12 protein-coding genes are annotated in these 16,089 nt (G+C 70.3%); 1 reads left to right on the forward strand and 11 read right to left on the reverse strand.

Annotation, left to right across the window (positions count from 1 at the left end; genetic code table 11):
* Positions 1-45 precede the first annotated feature (45 nt).
* From H4N58_RS16235 to groES, 8 genes are all read right to left on the reverse strand, one after another.
* Positions 46-1,662, reverse strand: a complete 1,617-nt coding sequence (locus tag H4N58_RS16235) for a succinic semialdehyde dehydrogenase (protein ID WP_167005530.1) — start codon at positions 1,660-1,662, stop codon at positions 46-48.
* Between the two features lie 99 nt (positions 1,663-1,761).
* Positions 1,762-3,231: a helicase HerA-like domain-containing protein gene (locus H4N58_RS16240; RefSeq protein WP_167251652.1), complete on the reverse strand. Its 1,470-nt coding sequence runs from the start codon at positions 3,229-3,231 to the stop codon at positions 1,762-1,764.
* A gap of 64 nt (positions 3,232-3,295) precedes the next feature.
* On the reverse strand, positions 3,296-4,399 hold the full coding sequence (locus tag H4N58_RS16245) for a GuaB3 family IMP dehydrogenase-related protein (protein ID WP_167005536.1): 1,104 nt from the start codon (positions 4,397-4,399) through the stop codon (positions 3,296-3,298).
* A 50-nt stretch (positions 4,400-4,449) separates the two neighbouring features.
* Positions 4,450-5,967, reverse strand: coding sequence for an IMP dehydrogenase (gene guaB, locus H4N58_RS16250; RefSeq protein ID WP_167005539.1), 1,518 nt, complete (start codon positions 5,965-5,967; stop codon positions 4,450-4,452).
* A 105-nt stretch (positions 5,968-6,072) separates the two neighbouring features.
* Positions 6,073-6,882: a hypothetical protein gene (locus H4N58_RS16255; RefSeq protein WP_167251651.1), complete on the reverse strand. Its 810-nt coding sequence runs from the start codon at positions 6,880-6,882 to the stop codon at positions 6,073-6,075.
* Positions 6,879-7,478 carry a sigma-70 family RNA polymerase sigma factor gene (locus H4N58_RS16260; RefSeq protein WP_182397109.1) on the reverse strand — a complete coding sequence of 200 codons (600 nt, stop codon included), beginning with the start codon at positions 7,476-7,478 and terminating at the stop codon, positions 6,879-6,881. Before H4N58_RS16260 ends, H4N58_RS16255 begins: the two co-directional genes overlap by 4 nt.
* Positions 7,479-7,674: 196 nt before the next feature.
* On the reverse strand, positions 7,675-9,276 hold the full coding sequence (gene groL / locus H4N58_RS16265; RefSeq protein ID WP_167251650.1) for a chaperonin GroEL: 1,602 nt from the start codon (positions 9,274-9,276) through the stop codon (positions 7,675-7,677).
* A gap of 101 nt (positions 9,277-9,377) precedes the next feature.
* Positions 9,378-9,677: a co-chaperone GroES gene (gene groES, locus H4N58_RS16270; protein ID WP_167005546.1), complete on the reverse strand. Its 300-nt coding sequence runs from the start codon at positions 9,675-9,677 to the stop codon at positions 9,378-9,380.
* 222 nt (positions 9,678-9,899) lie between these two features.
* Between groES and H4N58_RS16275 the strand changes: the two genes are divergently transcribed.
* Positions 9,900-11,105, forward strand: a complete 1,206-nt coding sequence (locus H4N58_RS16275; protein WP_167251649.1) for a class I SAM-dependent methyltransferase — start codon at positions 9,900-9,902, stop codon at positions 11,103-11,105.
* On the opposite strand, the gene H4N58_RS16280 is transcribed toward H4N58_RS16275, so the two are convergent.
* The 3 genes from H4N58_RS16280 to tsaD all read right to left on the reverse strand — a co-directional run bounded on the left by H4N58_RS16280 (position 11,080) and on the right by tsaD (position 16,074).
* Positions 11,080-12,561 (reverse strand): peptide MFS transporter, encoded by a 1,482-nt coding sequence (locus tag H4N58_RS16280; protein WP_167251648.1) that lies wholly within the window; start codon positions 12,559-12,561, stop codon positions 11,080-11,082. The genes H4N58_RS16275 and H4N58_RS16280 overlap by 26 nt on opposite strands.
* Positions 12,562-12,674: 113 nt before the next feature.
* Complete coding sequence (locus H4N58_RS16285; RefSeq protein WP_167251647.1) at positions 12,675-14,846, reverse strand: Ig-like domain-containing protein; 2,172 nt, start codon at positions 14,844-14,846, stop codon at positions 12,675-12,677.
* 163 nt (positions 14,847-15,009) lie between these two features.
* Positions 15,010-16,074, reverse strand: a complete 1,065-nt coding sequence (gene tsaD / locus H4N58_RS16290) for a tRNA (adenosine(37)-N6)-threonylcarbamoyltransferase complex transferase subunit TsaD (RefSeq protein WP_243843027.1) — start codon at positions 16,072-16,074, stop codon at positions 15,010-15,012.
* Positions 16,075-16,089: the final 15 nt, after the last annotated feature.

Consider the following 16,089-nt stretch of genomic DNA (forward strand, 5'->3'; position numbering starts at 1 on the left):
CGTACTCGCAGGAGCGTAGTCGGTGCGAGGTCCACCCCGGTGGGCTCAAGCCCGGCCGGTCTTCTTCAGCAGCCGCAGCGCTGCCGTCACCGCCTTCTGGTAGGTCGCGTCGCTGACGAAGCGCGGGACCGTGAGCGGGAGGAGCCGCTGGTTGGCAACCGACTGCGTCTCGGTGTAGCGGAGGATGCCCTCGGCACCGTGACGCCGTCCGATGCCCGACTCGCGCATGCCGCCCATCGGCGCGTCGATCGTGCCGAACGTCGCCGCGAAGCCCTCGTTGATGTTGACGGTGCCGGCCTTGATCTGGCGGGCCAGCTCACGCGCGCGGGCGACGTCACGGGTGAAGATCGAGGCGTTGAGACCGTACGACCCGGCGTTGGCGCGCTCGACCGCCTCGCTCTCGCTGCCGAAGCGGTAGACCGACACGACCGGGCCGAAGGTCTCCTCGGCGAAGCACTCCATCGACGGGTTGACGCCCTCGAGGAGCGTCGGCTCGAAGAAGTATGGGCCGACCTCGGGCCGTGGCCGCCCACCGGCGAGGACGTGGGCGCCCTTGCTCACCGCGTCGGCGACGTGCGCCGTCACGGTGTCGAGCTGGCGCTGCGAGACCAGCGACCCCATGTCTCCGTCGTAGCCGATGGCCGCCGACAGCTTCATCCGCTCGATCCGCTTGACCAGCTTGGCGATGAACCTGTCGTAGATCGCGTCGGCGACGAACAGCCGCTCGATCGACACGCACAGCTGCCCGGCCGACGAGTAGGCCCCACGGACGGCGCCCTCGACAGCACGGTCGATCTGGGCGTCGGCGAGCACGAGCATCGCGTTCTTGCCGCCGAGCTCGAGCGAGCACGAGACGAGACGCTCCGCGGCTTGGGCGGCAACCTTCTTGCCGGTGGCGGTCGAGCCGGTGAAGCACACGTAGTCGGCGTGGTCGATGATCGCGCCCCCAATCTGGGGCCCCGGGCCGTACAGCACCTGCCAGAGGCTCGCCGGGAACCCGACCTCACGCAGCAGGTCGATCACCGCGAGCGCGGACAGCGGCGTTTGGCTGTCGGGCTTGTGGACGACGGCGTTGCCGGCGCCGATCGCGGGGAGGCCGTCCGAGATCGCCAGCGTCAGCGGATAGTTCCACGGGGAGATGATGCCGACGACGCCCTTGGGGACGTGGTTGATCCGCGCCTGGGTGAGCAGCGGGTAGACGCCGGGCACACGTCGCGTCCGCAGGTGGCGATCGAGCGTCCGTGCGTAGTAGCGCGCGGTCAGGGCGACGTGGAGCACCTCGTCGTGCGCGTGCCTGCGGGCCTTGCCTGACTCCCACTGGACGAGGTCCATGAGGCTGTCGGCGTTGTCGAGCACCGCGTCGTGCAGATCGAGGAGCAGCGCCGAGCGGTGCGCGAGCTCGGTGCGCGACCACATCTTCTGGGCGGCCCGGGCCGCGGCGAACGCATCCGCCACATCGCCCTCGTCTGACAGGGGCAGCGTCGCGATCGGCTGGCCGGTGAACGGCGCGTACGTGGTCTCCGAGCTGCCCGAGGTCGCCCGCAGCTGGGCGGTCAGCCTGCGCACCTGTGCAGGGTCGAGCGCGAACGCGGCTCTGGGGTCGTGCTCGGGGTCGGCAGGGAGCGCACCGGGCGACGAGGCGCGGGGATCGCGGCGTGACATGCGGCCACTGTAGAGCGGGTGACACGCGATGGCTACCCCCCGGTAACCGGTGCGTCACCGGGGGTGTCGCATCGCTGGACGCGGCCGCCGCGCAATGGGTCAGCGCCTGCCGAAGATACGTTTCGCGACTTCCCTCGCGAACGTGCGGCTCGCCTCCCCGACGGCGCGGTCCAGCGGCGACATCCGAGTCGTCCGTGAGGTGCTGCGCGACTTGTGACGCTTCGGCTTCTCGGGCGTCTTCTCCGGCGCCGGCACCTCCGTCCCGTAGCGCGCCTGCAGCGGCGAGGCCGCGACCGCCGCTGCCATCGCCTCGGCGGGCATCGGCTCCATCGACCCCTGAGGCGCCCGGACCCGTGTCCAGGCCACCGGCGACGGCGCACCCTTCTCGTTCATGACCGTCACGACCGCCTCGCCTGTCGCGAGCTGCGTGAGGACCTCCGCGAGGTCGTACGAGGAGGTCGGATAGGTCGTGACCGTCGCCTTGAGCGCCTTGGCGTCGGCCGGCGTGTGGGCACGCAGCTGGTGCTGGACGCGGGAGCCGAGCTGGGCGAGGACGTCACCGGGGACGTCCTTCGGGGTCTGCGTCACGAAGAAGACACCCACACCGCGCGAACGGATGAGCCGTACGGTTTGGACGACAGTGTCCAGGAAGTCGTCAGAGGCGTCCTTGAACAGCAGGTGCGCCTCGTCGAAGAAGAACACCAGCTTGGGCTTGTCGGTGTCGCCGACCTCGGGCAGCTCGGAGAACAGCCGCGTGAGCAGGTACATCAGGAACGTCGAGAACAGCTCCGGCTTGTCTGCGACCCCCGGCACCTCCAGCAGCGACACGATCCCGGTGCCGTCGTCGGCCGGACGGAGGAAGTCCGACACCGCGATCGACGGCTGCCCGAAGAAGCCGTCCGCACCGGCGTCGGCGAAGGCGACCAGCTCGCGCAGGATCACCCCGGCGGTGGCCTTCGACAGCCCGCCGAGCTCGGCGAGGTCGGCCTTGCCCTCCGCGCTGGTGAGGTGCTGGACGACGGCGCGCAGATCCTCCAGGCGGACGAGGGGGCGCCCGTGCTTGTGGGCGTAGTGGAAGACCAGGCCGAGCGAGGACTCCTGCGTCGCGTTGAGCTCGAGGACCTTCGCGAGCAGGGTCGGCCCGAACTCCTCGACGGTCGCGCGGATCGGGACTCCGGTCCCGGCCCCGCCGAGGCTGAAGAACTCCGTACGGGTCGCGGCCGGCTCCCAGTCCTGCCCGATGCTCTCCGTACGAGCCGACAGCGCCTCGCTCGGCGTCCCGGCGACGGCGATGCCGGAGAGGTCGCCCTTGATGTCGGCGGCGAACACCGGGACGCCGTGGGCCGCGATCTGCTCGGCGAGCACCTGCAGCGTCTTCGTCTTGCCCGTACCGGTGGCACCCGCGACGAGGCCGTGGCGGTTGAGCATCGCGACAGGGATCCGCACCTGCGCCTGCGGCCGCGCCTCGCCATCCTCGACGAGGGCGCCGAGGATCACCGCCGGCTGCGCGAACGTGTACGCCGCGGCCTCCTCGGCCGCCCTGCGTGCCTCGTCCGCGTCGTCGCTCATGACTCACATCCAAGCGCCGACCCGGCGGGGTGTCACGCCGAGCCGCCGTGCCGCCGAGCAGGCGCTACTGGACGACGACCTCGACGCGCTGGAACTCCTTGAGCTCCGTGTAGCCGGTCGTCGCCATCGCCCGGCGCAGCGCGCCGATGAGGTTCATCGTGCCGTCAGGCGCCGTCGACGGGCCGAACAGGACCGACTCGAACGACCCGACCGTCCCGAGATCGATGCGCTGCCCGCGCGGAAGGTCGGAGTGCCACGCCTCGGCACCCCAGTGGAACCCTCGCCCGGGAGCCTCAGCGGCCCGTGCGAACGGCGAGCCGACCATCACCGCGTCCGCGCCGCAGGCGATCGCCTTGGCGAGGTCGCCGCTGTGTCCGACCGAGCCGTCGGCGATGACGTGCACATAGCGGCCGCCGGACTCGTCGAGGTAGTCACGACGCGCCGCGGCGACGTCGGCCACCGCGCTCGCCATCGGGACCGCGACGCCGAGCACCTGACGGGTCGTGTGTGCCGCTCCCCCGCCGAAGCCGACGAGCACGCCCGCAGCACCCGTCCGCATGAGGTGCAGGGCCGCCTGGTGCGTGGCGCAGCCGCCGACGATCACGGGGATGTCGAGCTCGTAGATGAACTCCTTGAGGTTCAGCGGCTCGGTCTGGCCGGAGACGTGCTCGGCCGACACGGTCGTGCCGCGGATGACGAACAGGTCGACTCCCGAGTCGACGACCGTCTGCGCGAACTGCTTCGTCCGCTGCGGCGAGAGCGCGCCGGCGACGGTCACGCCCGCGTCGCGGATCTGCTTGAGCCGCTCGTGGATCAGCTCGGCCTTGATCGGCTCCTCGTAGATGCGCTGGAGCCGCACCGTCGCCTCGCGCGGCTCGAGGGTCGCCACCTCCTCGAGGAGCGGGACCGGGTCGTCGTAGCGCGTCCACAGGCCCTCGAGGTCGATGACGCCGAGGCCACCGAGCTTGCCGAGCATGATCGCGGTCTCCGGCGACATGACCGAGTCCATCGGCGCCGCGACGACCGGGATCTCGAACCGGTACGCGTCGATCTGCCACGCCGTCGAGACCTCTTCGGGGTCACGGGTACGGCGGCTCGGCACAATCGCGATGTCGTCGAACGCGTACGCCCTGCGGCCGCGCTTGGCGGCGCCGATCTCGATGTCCATGACCGCAGTCTAGTGAGGCCACCCGCGGCCGTCCGACCCCGTACGGGCGGTCAGAAGCGTGCGTAGTTGGGCGCCTCGACCGTCATCTGGATGTCGTGCGGGTGGCTCTCCTTGAGACCGGCCGCCGTGATCCGGACGAACTGGCCGCGCTCCTGGAGCTCGGGGATGGTCCGCGAACCCACGTAGAACATCGACTGGTGGAGACCGCCGACGAGCTGGCGGACGACGGCACCGAGCATGCCGCGGTAGGCGACCTGCCCCTCGATGCCCTCGGGAACGAGCTGGTCGTCGCTGGTGACGTCGGCCTGGAAGTAGCGGTCCCGGGAGTAGGACTTCTTGCCGCGCGAGGACATCGCGCCGAGCGAGCCCATGCCGCGGTAGGACTTGTACTGCTTGCCGTTGACGAAGATCAGCTCACCGGGGCTCTCCTCGGTGCCGGCGAGCAACGAGCCGACCATCACCGTGTCGGCACCGGCGACGAGCGCCTTGGCGATGTCGCCGGAGTATTGAAGGCCGCCGTCGCCGATGAGCGGCACGCCCGCCGGCTTGGTCGCACGCGAGGCCTCGTAGATCGCGGTCACCTGCGGCACACCGACGCCCGCCACGACCCGCGTCGTGCAGATCGAGCCCGGGCCGACGCCGACCTTGACCGCGTCGACGCCCGCGTCGACCAGTGCCTTGGCGCCGGCGTACGTGGCGACGTTGCCGCCGATGATCTGGACGTGGGAGGTGGCCGGGTCGGCCTTGAGCCGCTGGATCATCTCGAGCAGTGCCCTGGCGTGCCCGTGGGCCGTGTCGACGACGAGCACGTCGACGCCCGCCTCGACGAGTGCGGTCGCGCGGTCCCAGGAGTCACCGAAGAAGCCGACGGCCGCACCGACGAGCAGACGCCCCTGGGCGTCCTTGCTCGCATGAGGGAACTGCTCGGACTTCACGAAGTCCTTGACCGTGATGAGGCCGCGCAGGTGGCCGGTCTCGTCGACGAGCGGGAGGCGCTCCTTCTTGTGGGCGCGCAGCAGCTCGGCGGCGTCCTCACGGTCGATGTCGACCGGGCCGGTGATCAGCGGCATCGTCGTCATGACCTCGCCGACGGTCTTCTTGGACCACTCGGCGACCGGGACGAAGCGAAGGTCGCGGTTGGTAACGATGCCCAGGAGCTTGTCGTCGCCGTCGACCACCGGGAGCCCCGAGACGCGGTACTCGCCGCAGATCTCGTCGAGCTCCTCCAGCGTCGCCTTGGGGGTGATCGTGATCGGGTTGGAGATGACGCCGGTCTGGGTCCGCTTGACGAGATCGACCTGGTAGGCCTGGTCCTCGACGGACAGGTTGCGGTGGAGGATCCCGATGCCGCCCTCGCGGGCCATCGCGATCGCCATCCGCGCCTCGGTGACGGTGTCCATCGCCGCAGAGATCAGCGGGATGTTGAGCTCGATGCCACGAGTCAGCCGTGCACGGGTGTCCACCTCGCTGGGGATGACGTCGGTCTCCCCTGGCAGGAGGAGGACATCGTCGTACGTGAGACCCAGCGGTGCGAACTTCTCGGGTACACCTGCCGCGTTGAGATCCATGAGGCCCTTCCTTGCGCGCCGACGTCCCCATCCTAACGAGGACCTCCGTGCGCACTCCAACGCCGACTGCGTCTCAAGACTTCCCGCCACGTCGTGCGGCGCCGGTCACCCCCGAGTCTCGACCTCCGAGCCCCACAGGCCGGAGAGCCACCAGGGCCGGTCGCGATCGCTCGTGCGGTCGTCACGGTCGCCACGGTCGTCGTCGCCACGGCCCCGGTCATCGTCGTGGTCGTCGCGATCGCGGTCGGACTCTTCGCCGCGCGGCTCCCTCGGGTCGGGCGTCCAGGGAGGGGCCGGCGTGGGCGATGCGGTCGGCGGCGTGCCCGGGGGCGCAGGAGGCCCGTCGGACGGACGCCTGTCCTGCGGCTCCTTCTCGTCGCGGTCGCCACCGTCTGCGCGCGACTCGTCGCTCGCGAGCTGGTCGCCGGAGACGGACCGGCTCGCGAGCGCGTCCGCGTCGGCACGCCCGGCGACCATCTTCGGCGACGTCGGCGCAGCGGTGGCCGGAGGCGTACGCGGAGCCCGCGCGTCACTGGCGTTCGGGTCGGCAAGCCCCTCGCCCAGACCTACGGCCCGCTCGACGACGAACTGCAGCGGCGCGACGGGGTTGCCGGCGACCGCCTGGCTGACCCCCATCGACAACAGCACGGCAGCAGCCGTGCCCATCGTCGCGGCCCGACGCGTGTGGCGGGCCGCGACAGGGGCGACATGGCGACGGTGCGAGCGGCCGGCGCGCAGCGGGACGGGCGCCGGAAGAGCCTCCTTCGAGGTCGTCGGCGTCGCAGCCGCGTCGTCGAGCAGGACCGCTCGCCACGACGCCAGCGCCTCGAAGACGGGGTCGTCCGGGACATCGCCCGCGATCAGCGCGTCGAGCAGCTCGTCGTCGTGTGCGACGGGGTCATAAATGCCGCTCATGCACGCACCTCCCCTCGCGTGATCTCACGGGCCCGGTGCAGCGCACGCAGCCGCTGGAGCGCGCGGTGCTGAGCGATCCGGACAGCGCCGGCCGTCATACCCATGGTCATGCCGACATCGGCCGCGCTCAGGCCCATCGCGACGCGGAGGACCAGCACCTCGCGGAGACGCTCGGGCAGCGAGTCGAGGAGGTCGAGCACGTCCTTCGCTTCGAACCGGTCGAGGACCTCGCTCTCGGCCGACGCCGCGGTGTCGCCGAGGTCGGGGACGACCTCGACGAAGATGTGCCGCGACCGGTACGCGCTGCGCTGCGCGTCGGCAACCTTGCGGCTGCCGATCGCGTACACGAACGCCTCGAACGGGACACCGTGGTCCTCGAACGTCGGAAGTGCCTGGAAGACGGCGATGCAGATCTCCTGCGCGACGTCGTCGGCCAGCTGCCCTCCGTCGCGATAGCCCGACAGGCGGGCGCGACAGTAGCGGTGCGAGACCGTACGGACGTCTCGCATCAACGCATCCATGACGTCGCTGTCGCCGATCGCACGGTGCGCGAGATCGGTCAGGTCAGCCTCGCCGGCGAGGTGGCTGGGGAGCATCGGGGGTCGTCCTCCAGGTCGGGCAGGGGTGAGACGGGTCCGAGGGCCAGGACGGCGCCCGAGCTGCGCCAGGACATACCGTCCCACGTCCGCCCGCGACACGCCAGAACCGACGCGCCAGAACGACGGACGGCCCGCCCCGGGAGAGGGGCGGGCCGTCCAGTGACTCGTGCCGCAGCTGGCGGCGCGAACGACGTCAGTGCGAGTGAGCGCCTGTGCCGTGCTCGTCGTCGGCGGGCTTCTCGACGACCAGGGTCTCGGTCGTCAGGAGCATCGCCGCGATCGACCCGGCGTTGGCCAGCGCCGAGCGGGTGACCTTGACCGGGTCGAGGACGCCCTGGGCCACCAGGTCGCCGTACTCGCCGGTCGCCGCGTTGTAGCCCTGGCCGCTCTCGCGGACCTTGGCGACCACGACGTAGCCGTTCTCGCCGCCGTTCTCGGCGATCCAGCGCAGCGGCTCGACGGCCGACTTGCGGACGATCGACACGCCGACGGCCTCGTCGCCCGTCAGACCGAGGTCGCCCTCGAGGACCGACACGGCGGTGACGAGAGCCGAGCCGCCGCCGGCGACGATGCCCTCCTCGATCGCCGCACGGGTCGCGGAGACCGCGTCCTCGATGCGGTGCTTCTTCTCCTTGAGCTCGACCTCGGTCGCGGCACCCACCTGGATGACGCAGACGCCGCCGGCGAGCTTCGCGAGGCGCTCCTGGAGCTTCTCGCGATCCCAGTCGGAGTCGGTCGACTCGATCTCGGCCTTGATCTGGTTGACGCGCGCCGCGACCTCGTCGTCCTTGCCAGCGCCGTCGATGATCGTCGTGGCGTCCTTGGTGATGACGACGCGACGGGCGGTGCCGAGGTCCTCGAGCCCGATCTGGTCGAGCTTGAGGCCGAGGTCCGGGGTGACGACCTGCGCACCCGTGAGGACCGCGATGTCCTGCAGCATCGCCTTGCGGCGGTCACCGAAGGCCGGAGCCTTGACGGCAACCGAGGTGAACGTGCCGCGGATCTTGTTGACGACCAGGGTCGAGAGCGCCTCGCCGTCGACGTCCTCGGCGATGATCAGCAGCGCCTTGCCCGCCTGGACGACCTTCTCCAGCAGCGGCAGGAGGTCGGCGATGGCCGAGATCTTGCCCTGGTTGACGAGGATGTAGGGCTCGTCAAGGACGGCCTCCATGCGCTCGGTGTCGGTCACCATGTAGGGCGAAAGGTAGCCCTTGTCGAACTGCATGCCCTCGGTGAACTCGAGGTCGGTGCCCATGGTGTTGGACTCCTCGACGGTGATGACACCGTCCTTGCCGACCTTGTCGAAGGCGTCCGCGATGAGCCCGCCGATGTGGGCGTCACGCGCGGAGATGTTGGCGACGTGCGCCATGTCCTGCTTGTCGTCGACGTCGCGGGCGAGCTCGAGGAGCTTCTCCGAGACGGCCTCGACGGCCTTGTCGATACCGCGCTTGAGCGCCATCGGGTTGGTGCCGGCGGCCACGGCGCGCAGGCCCTCGTGGACCATCGCCTGGGCGAGCACGGTCGCCGTGGTGGTGCCGTCGCCGGCGATGTCGTTGGTCTTGGTGGCGACTTCCTTGGCGAGCTGGGCGCCGAGGTTCTCGAAGGGGTCGTCGAGCTCGACCTCACGCGCGACGGTGACACCGTCGTTGGTGATCGTCGGCGCGCCCCACTTCGAGTCGAGCACGACGTAGCGGCCCTTCGGACCGAGCGTCACCTTGACGGTGTCGGCCAGGATGTCGACGCCACGCTCGAGCGACCGACGAGCATTCTCGTCGAACTCAAGAATCTTGGGCATAGGGATCCTTCTGGTGTGTGTCGGGCCCGGAGCCGGGCCCGTGTGCGGCGGACGAGCAGGCCCGCCCCAACAGCGCGAGGCCGCCGGGGCGAGCGAGGTCGTTACTTCTCGATGACCGCGAGGACGTCACGCGCCGACAGGATCAGGAACTCCTGGCCGTCGTACTTGACCTCGGTGCCGCCGTACTTGCTGAAGACGACGACGTCGTCGACCTTGACGTCGACGGGGATGCGCTCGTCGCCGTCCTCGTTGAAGCGGCCCGGACCGACAGCCAGGACCTTGCCCTCAGTGGGCTTCTCCTTGGCGGTGTCCGGGATGACCAGACCAGATGCGGTGGTCTGCTCCGCCTCGAGAATCTTGACGACGATACGGTCCTCGAGCGGCTTGATGGTGACCGACACTTGTCGACCTCCCCTTTCGGTGTGACCCCGTACGCGGTTGTTCACCCGTACGACATGACTGGGAATGTGGTCCTGCGCGGTGCTTGCACGCACGCCGTCGCGGGGATCGTGCGCCGCTGCACCGTTAGCACCCAGGATACGAGAGTGCTAACCCCCACCGTAGGACGGGGCTAGCACTCGGTCAAGCAGAGTGCCAATCAGTGCCGCTGCCAGACTGGGGCCATGGAGCTCGCGACGTTCGAACTGCTCCTCGGCGCGCAGGGGCAGCGGGTGCTCCACGAGGCGGCCGAGTCGTACGGGCGCGTCGACGACCTCACCCTCGGGACACGGCTGCGAGCAGCCGGGCATCCTCCCGAGCTGGTCGCCGCCGCGATCGGGCAGGTCGCGCTGCGCCGACGTGCCGCGTCCAAGCTCGGCGCGGAGGCGGCATCGATGTACTTCACGCCGGACGCCCTCGAGCAGGCCACCCGCGCCGCCGTCTCGGCCCACCGGGCAGACCGGCTGCAGACGCTCGGCCCGCGCACGCTGGTCGACCTCGGATGCGGCATCGGGGCCGACCTGGTCTCCTTCGCCCGGGCGGGACTGCACGTGCACGGCGTCGAGCTCGACCCGGTCCGCGCGGCGATGGCCCGCAAGAACCTCGCCGTGCTCGGCCTGCGCGGGACGGTCGAGCTCGTGGATGCGACCACGGTCGACACCGCCTCGTACGACGTGGCCTTTGTCGACCCTGCGCGCCGCGACGGCCGAGGGCGGACGTTCGACCCGCAGGCGTTCACCCCGCCCTGGCCGTTCGTCGAGTCGCTGCTGGCCGGGCACGGTGTCGCCAAGGTGCTCCCGGGGATCGCGCACGACCTCGTCCCGGACGGTGTCGAGGCGGAGTGGGTCAGCGAGCGTGGCGACCTCGTGGAGGCCTGCCTGTGGGGGCGGGCGTTCGCCGGCGCCAGGCGGCGCGCGACCGTGCTGAACCCGACGCTGCTGGGCCCGCAAGGAACGGCCACGCTCACCGACGAGGACGCCCCCGAGGATACGCCCGCGGGCGAGCCCGGCGAGTGGTGGTACGAGCCGGACGACGCGGTGATCCGGGCCGGGCTCGTCACCGCGGTCGCCGCACTCACCGGCGGTTGGCTCGTCGACCCGCACATCGCGTACGTTTCCAGCGCGACCCTTGTCGTGACTCCGTACGCCCGCGCGTTCCGCGTCCTCGAGGAGCTGCCGTACCGCGAGAAGCAGCTGCGCGCCGCGTTGCGGGCACACGACGTCGGTACGCTGACCATCAAGAAGCGCGGCGTCTCCGTGGTCCCCGAGGTACTGGTGAAGCGCCTGAGGCTCACCGGATCGGTGACCGCGACCGTGATCCTCACCCGGGTCCAGGGCGAGGGTCGGGCCTTCCTCGTCGAGCCGGTCAGCGCACCCCGCGCATCTGCTTGAGCACCCACCGGCTGATCAGCGCCAGCGCCAGCCCGATGGCGATCGCGACCGCCCCGAGGATCCCGAAGTAGCGGCCCTCCTGCCCCGCGTCGAACAGGCGCGTGTACTGCTTCGCCAGCGTCCCCGACAACGCACTGCCGAGCGACACCGAGAGGAAGAACAGCGCCACCATCTGCGTCTGGAACGCCTGCGGGGCGAGCTTGGTCGACGCCGACAGGCCGACCGGGGAGATGAGCAGCTCGGCGACGGTGAACACGAGCAGGATCACCACCATCGACGTCAGTGGCACCGAGCTCGGCGCGGCGTTCGCGAAGGGCAGGAACAGCAGGAAGCCGGTGCCCATCACGATCGCTCCCCCGGCGAACTTCATCGGCGTCGACGGCTGCCGGGTGCCGAGCTTGGTCCACAGCGCGGCAAAGACGCCGGCGAGCACGATGATGTAGACGGGGTTGATCGCGTTGACCCAGGAGACAGGCATCTCCCACCCGAGGATGTCCCGGTCGAGCTGCTTGTCCGCATAGATGGGGACCACCGTGAACTGTTGCTGGTAGAGCGCCCAGAACGCGGCGCTCGTGACGAAGAGCGGGATGAACGCGACCACCCGCGAGCGCTCCACCGAGGTGATGCGGCGGCTGGAGAGGATCACCGCGAAGTAGGCGACCGACGAGGCCAGCACCACCCAGACGACGACGTCGGACAGGTTGTCGGCCGTGAGCAGCCCGGCCAGGGCAGCCCCAGCGATCACCACGACGATGCAGGCACCGACGACGACCCAGCGCACATACTGGGCGCGCGGGAGAGGGTTCGACGCGACCCGCGTCTCGGCGGGGATGCGGTGACGCCCCATCGCGTACTGGACGAGGCCGATCGTCATGCCGATCGCGGCGAGCCCGAAGCCGTAGTGGAAGCCGAGCTCGGTCTGCGCGAGTCCGGTCAGCAGCGGCCCGAGGAACGCGCCGAGGTTGATCCCGAGGTAGAACAGCGAGAAGCCGCCGTCGCGCCGCGGATCGCCCGCGTCGTACAGCGAACCGACCATCGACGTGGCGTTGGCCTTCACGCCGCCGCTGCCGAGGGCGATGCACACGAGCCCGACGCCGACCCCGGCCAGGCCGGGGATCACCGCGAGCGACAGATGCCCGACGACGATGACGATCGCGCTGAAGAACAGCACCCGCTCCTCACCGAGGAGCCGGTCGGCCAGCCAGGCGGCGAGGATCGTCGACAGGTAGACCATGCCGCCGTACGCGCCCACGATGCTCGTCGCCGCGCCCTCGTCGAGGCCGAGCCCGCCCCTCGACGCGGAGTAGTAGAGATAGATCGCGAGGATGCCCTGCATCCCATAGAACGAGAAGCGCTCCCACATCTCCACGCCGAACAGCGTCGCGAGCGGCCGCGGGTGCCCGAAGAACGAGCGGTCGGTGCGGCTGTCGTACGCCGTCGGCTCCTGCCTCGCCATCTCTTCACGGTCGCAGCGCGGACGCGATCGAGCCACCTGGCGTACGGCCCCGGACGCACCGGTGGCGGGGCACCCCTCACGGTGCCCCGCCACGGGCGGTCATCGAGCGGCTGTCAGCGCGGGAAGTGCTGCAGCAGCTTGCAGGCGAGCCACTTGAGCCACTTGAACGGCTCACGCAGCGGGTTGGGCTGCGGACCGCACTTGTCGACCGGGGGCTCCGACGCCTTCTTGACGGTCACGGTCACCTTGCCGGTGGCCGTGCCGCCCTTGCCGTCGTCCACCGTGTAGGTGAACGTGTCGGTGCCGGAGAACCCGGCCTTCGGTGTGTACGTCACGGTCGCGCCGCTGCCGCTCACCGCGCCCCCTGCCGGCTGGGTGTACGAGTACGCCAGCGGGTCACCGTCGGCGTCGGCACCCTTCAGCGCGATCGCGACCGCCTTGCCCTGATCGGTCGTCGCCGACACGTCACCCGCCGTGGGCGGTGTGTTCGTCGGCGGCTCCTCGACCTCCTTCACCGTCACTGTCACCGTGCCCGTCGCTTCGGCCTCACCGTCGGACACGGTGTAGTCGAAGCTGTCGGTCCCGAAGAACCCGTCGTCCGGCGTGTACGTGACCGTCGCGCCCGACCCGGAGACCGTGCCGTTGGCAGGCTCGGTGTACGAGTACGTCAGCGCGTCCCCGTCGGCGTCCGCACCCTTGAGCGTGACCTCGACGGCCTTGCCCTCGTCGGTCGTCGCCGACACGTCACCCGCCGTGGGCGGCGTGTTCGTCGGCGGCTCCTCGACCTCCTTCACAGTGACCGTCACCGCGGCGGTCGCGGTGTCGGTGCCGTCCGAGACGGTGTAAGAGAAGGCGTCCTCGCCGAAGAACCCGTCGTCCGGCGTGTACGTCACGGTCGCACCCGAGCCGCTCACCGTGCCGTTCGCCGGCTGGGTGTAGGTGTAGGTGAGTGCGTCACCATCGGCATCCGCACCCTTGAGCGTGACCTCGACGGCCTTGCCTTCGTCCGTCGAGGCACTCACGGCCTCGGCGGTCGGGGGCGTGTTGGGCTCGGCCACGTCACGGACCGTGATCGCCACGGTTGCCGTGTCGGTGCCGCCCTTGCCGTCGTTCACCGTGAACGTGAAGGCGTCGTTGCCCACGAACCCGTCCTCGGGCGTGTACGTCACCGCCGGACCGTCACCTGTCACCTCGCCGTTCTCCGGCTGGGTGTAGGTGTACGAGAGGTCGTCACCGTCGGCATCGCTCGCCGCGAGCGTGATGTCGACCGGCGTGTCCTCGTCGGTCGTCGCCGATCCGTCGAGCGCGACCGGCGCGGCGTTCGGCTTCTCGCCGACTGTCACGCTGACGGTTCCCGTCGCCTCGGCCTCGCCGTCGGAGACGGTGTAGGTGAACGAGTCGCTGCCGGAGAACCCGTCGGCCGGGGTGTATGTCACGTCGGCTCCCGAGCCGCTGACCGACCCGTTCGCCGGGGTGCCGTACGTGTAGGTGAGTGCGTCACCGTCGGCGTCGGCGCCCTCGAGCGTGACGTCGACCGGGGTGCCGTACGCCGTCTCAGCCGAGACGTCGCCGGCGGTCGGCGGCGTGTTGACCGGGTCCGGAGCGACGATCGGGATCACGCCGAAGAGGTCGTCCGTCCCGCTGAGCGCACACTTCATCGAGACCGCGCCCTCACCGCCGATCAGCTCGCCGGCCGCGTTGCGGAGCGAGGCGACCACGTTGAACGCCTTCGGCATGTGGATGACGGCGTCGGTGGGTAGCTCGAGGTCCGGGTAGTCCTCGGTGCTCGGGACCGTGATCGGTGGGACGTCACCCTCGGTCGGGATCTTCCACGGGGTGCTCGCGTCGGCCGGGACCGGAGTCCAGTCGGCCGCCAGATTGGCGATGGGGTAGGTGAAGACGTCGGGCACACCCTCAGCGGTGACGGTGATGCTCGAGTCGTTGGAGTAGCCGCTCGCTTGCCGAGCCCCGAGCAGACCATAGGTCGCGTTGCGCAGGGTCTCTGGCAGCGTGAGCGTGATCTGCGTCTTGCGGGTGGGGATGACTTCGCCGGGCGCCACCTGATCGGGGACGGACACCTTGGCGTTGACCCCGACCGCGTGGTCGCCGAGCGGGAGCCCGGCGGCGACGACGTTGCAGGTGAACGTGAAGTCACGGTTGAGATCGGCTGCCTGAGCGGCACCCGCTCCCAAGGTCGTGACGGTCGCTGCCACACCGGCGACGAGTGCACCGGATGCGATGAGCGACAGTGGTTTGCGCACGACTGTGCGACGTGAAATGGACATCGATCCCCTCCAGATCTCACCGGACTCCCCCTCCAGGAGCCCGTTGTCCACGCCGGCGAACCGACGTTACGGCTCAGTAACGTAGCCGTGGTAACCAGGGGTTGCAATAGCCGCAACACACCTGTTTTCCCTGGTTGAAGGGGTAATGACCTGCGAAGAGGGGTCAGGCGACGATCTGCGTGACCGGCATCGACGAGTCCGCCGGCAGGTCGAGCGAGCTGGGCGCGACCCCCTTGGCGACGAGCGCGGAGCCCAGCGCGGCGACCATCGCGCCGTTGTCGGTGCACAGCACCGGCGGGGGGATACGGACGTCGATCCCGGCCTCGCCGGCCCGCTCGAGGACGTAGTGGCGCAGCCGCTGGTTGGCCGCGACACCGCCTCCGAGGACGAGGTGCTTCGCGCCGTGGTCGAGGCAGGCACGCACCGTCTTGGCCGACAGCACGTCGCACACCGCGTCCTGGAAGGAAGCGGCCACGTCGGGGACGGAGATCGGACGCCCCATCCGCTCCTCGTGCTCCACGTGGCGCGCCACCGCGCTCTTGAGGCCCGAGAACGAGAAGTCGTACCGGTGCTTGTCCATGTCCCGGCCGGACGTCAGCCCGCGCGGGAACGCGATCGCCTTCGGATCGCCCTCGCGCGCCGCGCGGTCGATCTGCGGACCACCGGGGTACGGGAGGCCGAGCAGGCGGGCGACCTTGTCGAAGGCTTCGCCTGCCGCGTCGTCGATGGTCTGCCCGAGCATCCGCACCGAGGTCGTGACGTCGTCGACGAGCAGCAGGTTGGTGTGCCCTCCGGAGACCAGCAGGGCGGCGGTCGGCTCGGGCAGCTCGCCGTGCTCGAGCCGGTCGACGCAGACATGCGCGACGAGGTGGTTGATGCCGTACAACGGCTTGTCGTACGCGATCGCGAGTGCCTTGGCAGCGGCGATCCCGACCAGCAACGCCCCGGTGAGTCCGGGTCCGCTCGTCACGGCGATCGCGTCCACGTCGGCGACCGAGACGCCGGCGTCGGCCTGCGCCTTCTCGAGCATCGGCACGAACGCCTCGAGGTGGGCGCGGCTCGCCACCTCGGGAACGACACCGCCGAAGCGCACGTGCTCCTCGACGCTGGAGGCGACCGCGTTGGCCAGCAGCTCGGTGCCCCTGACGATCCCGACACCGGTCTCGTCGCAGGACGACTCGATCCCCAGGACGAGGGGACCGTCGGATCGGGTCGCAGCAGTGCTCACTCCCCCATGGTGCCA

The sequence above is a fragment of the Mumia sp. ZJ1417 genome (genome assembly GCF_014127285.1).
Lineage (GTDB): Bacteria > Actinomycetota > Actinomycetes > Propionibacteriales > Nocardioidaceae > Mumia.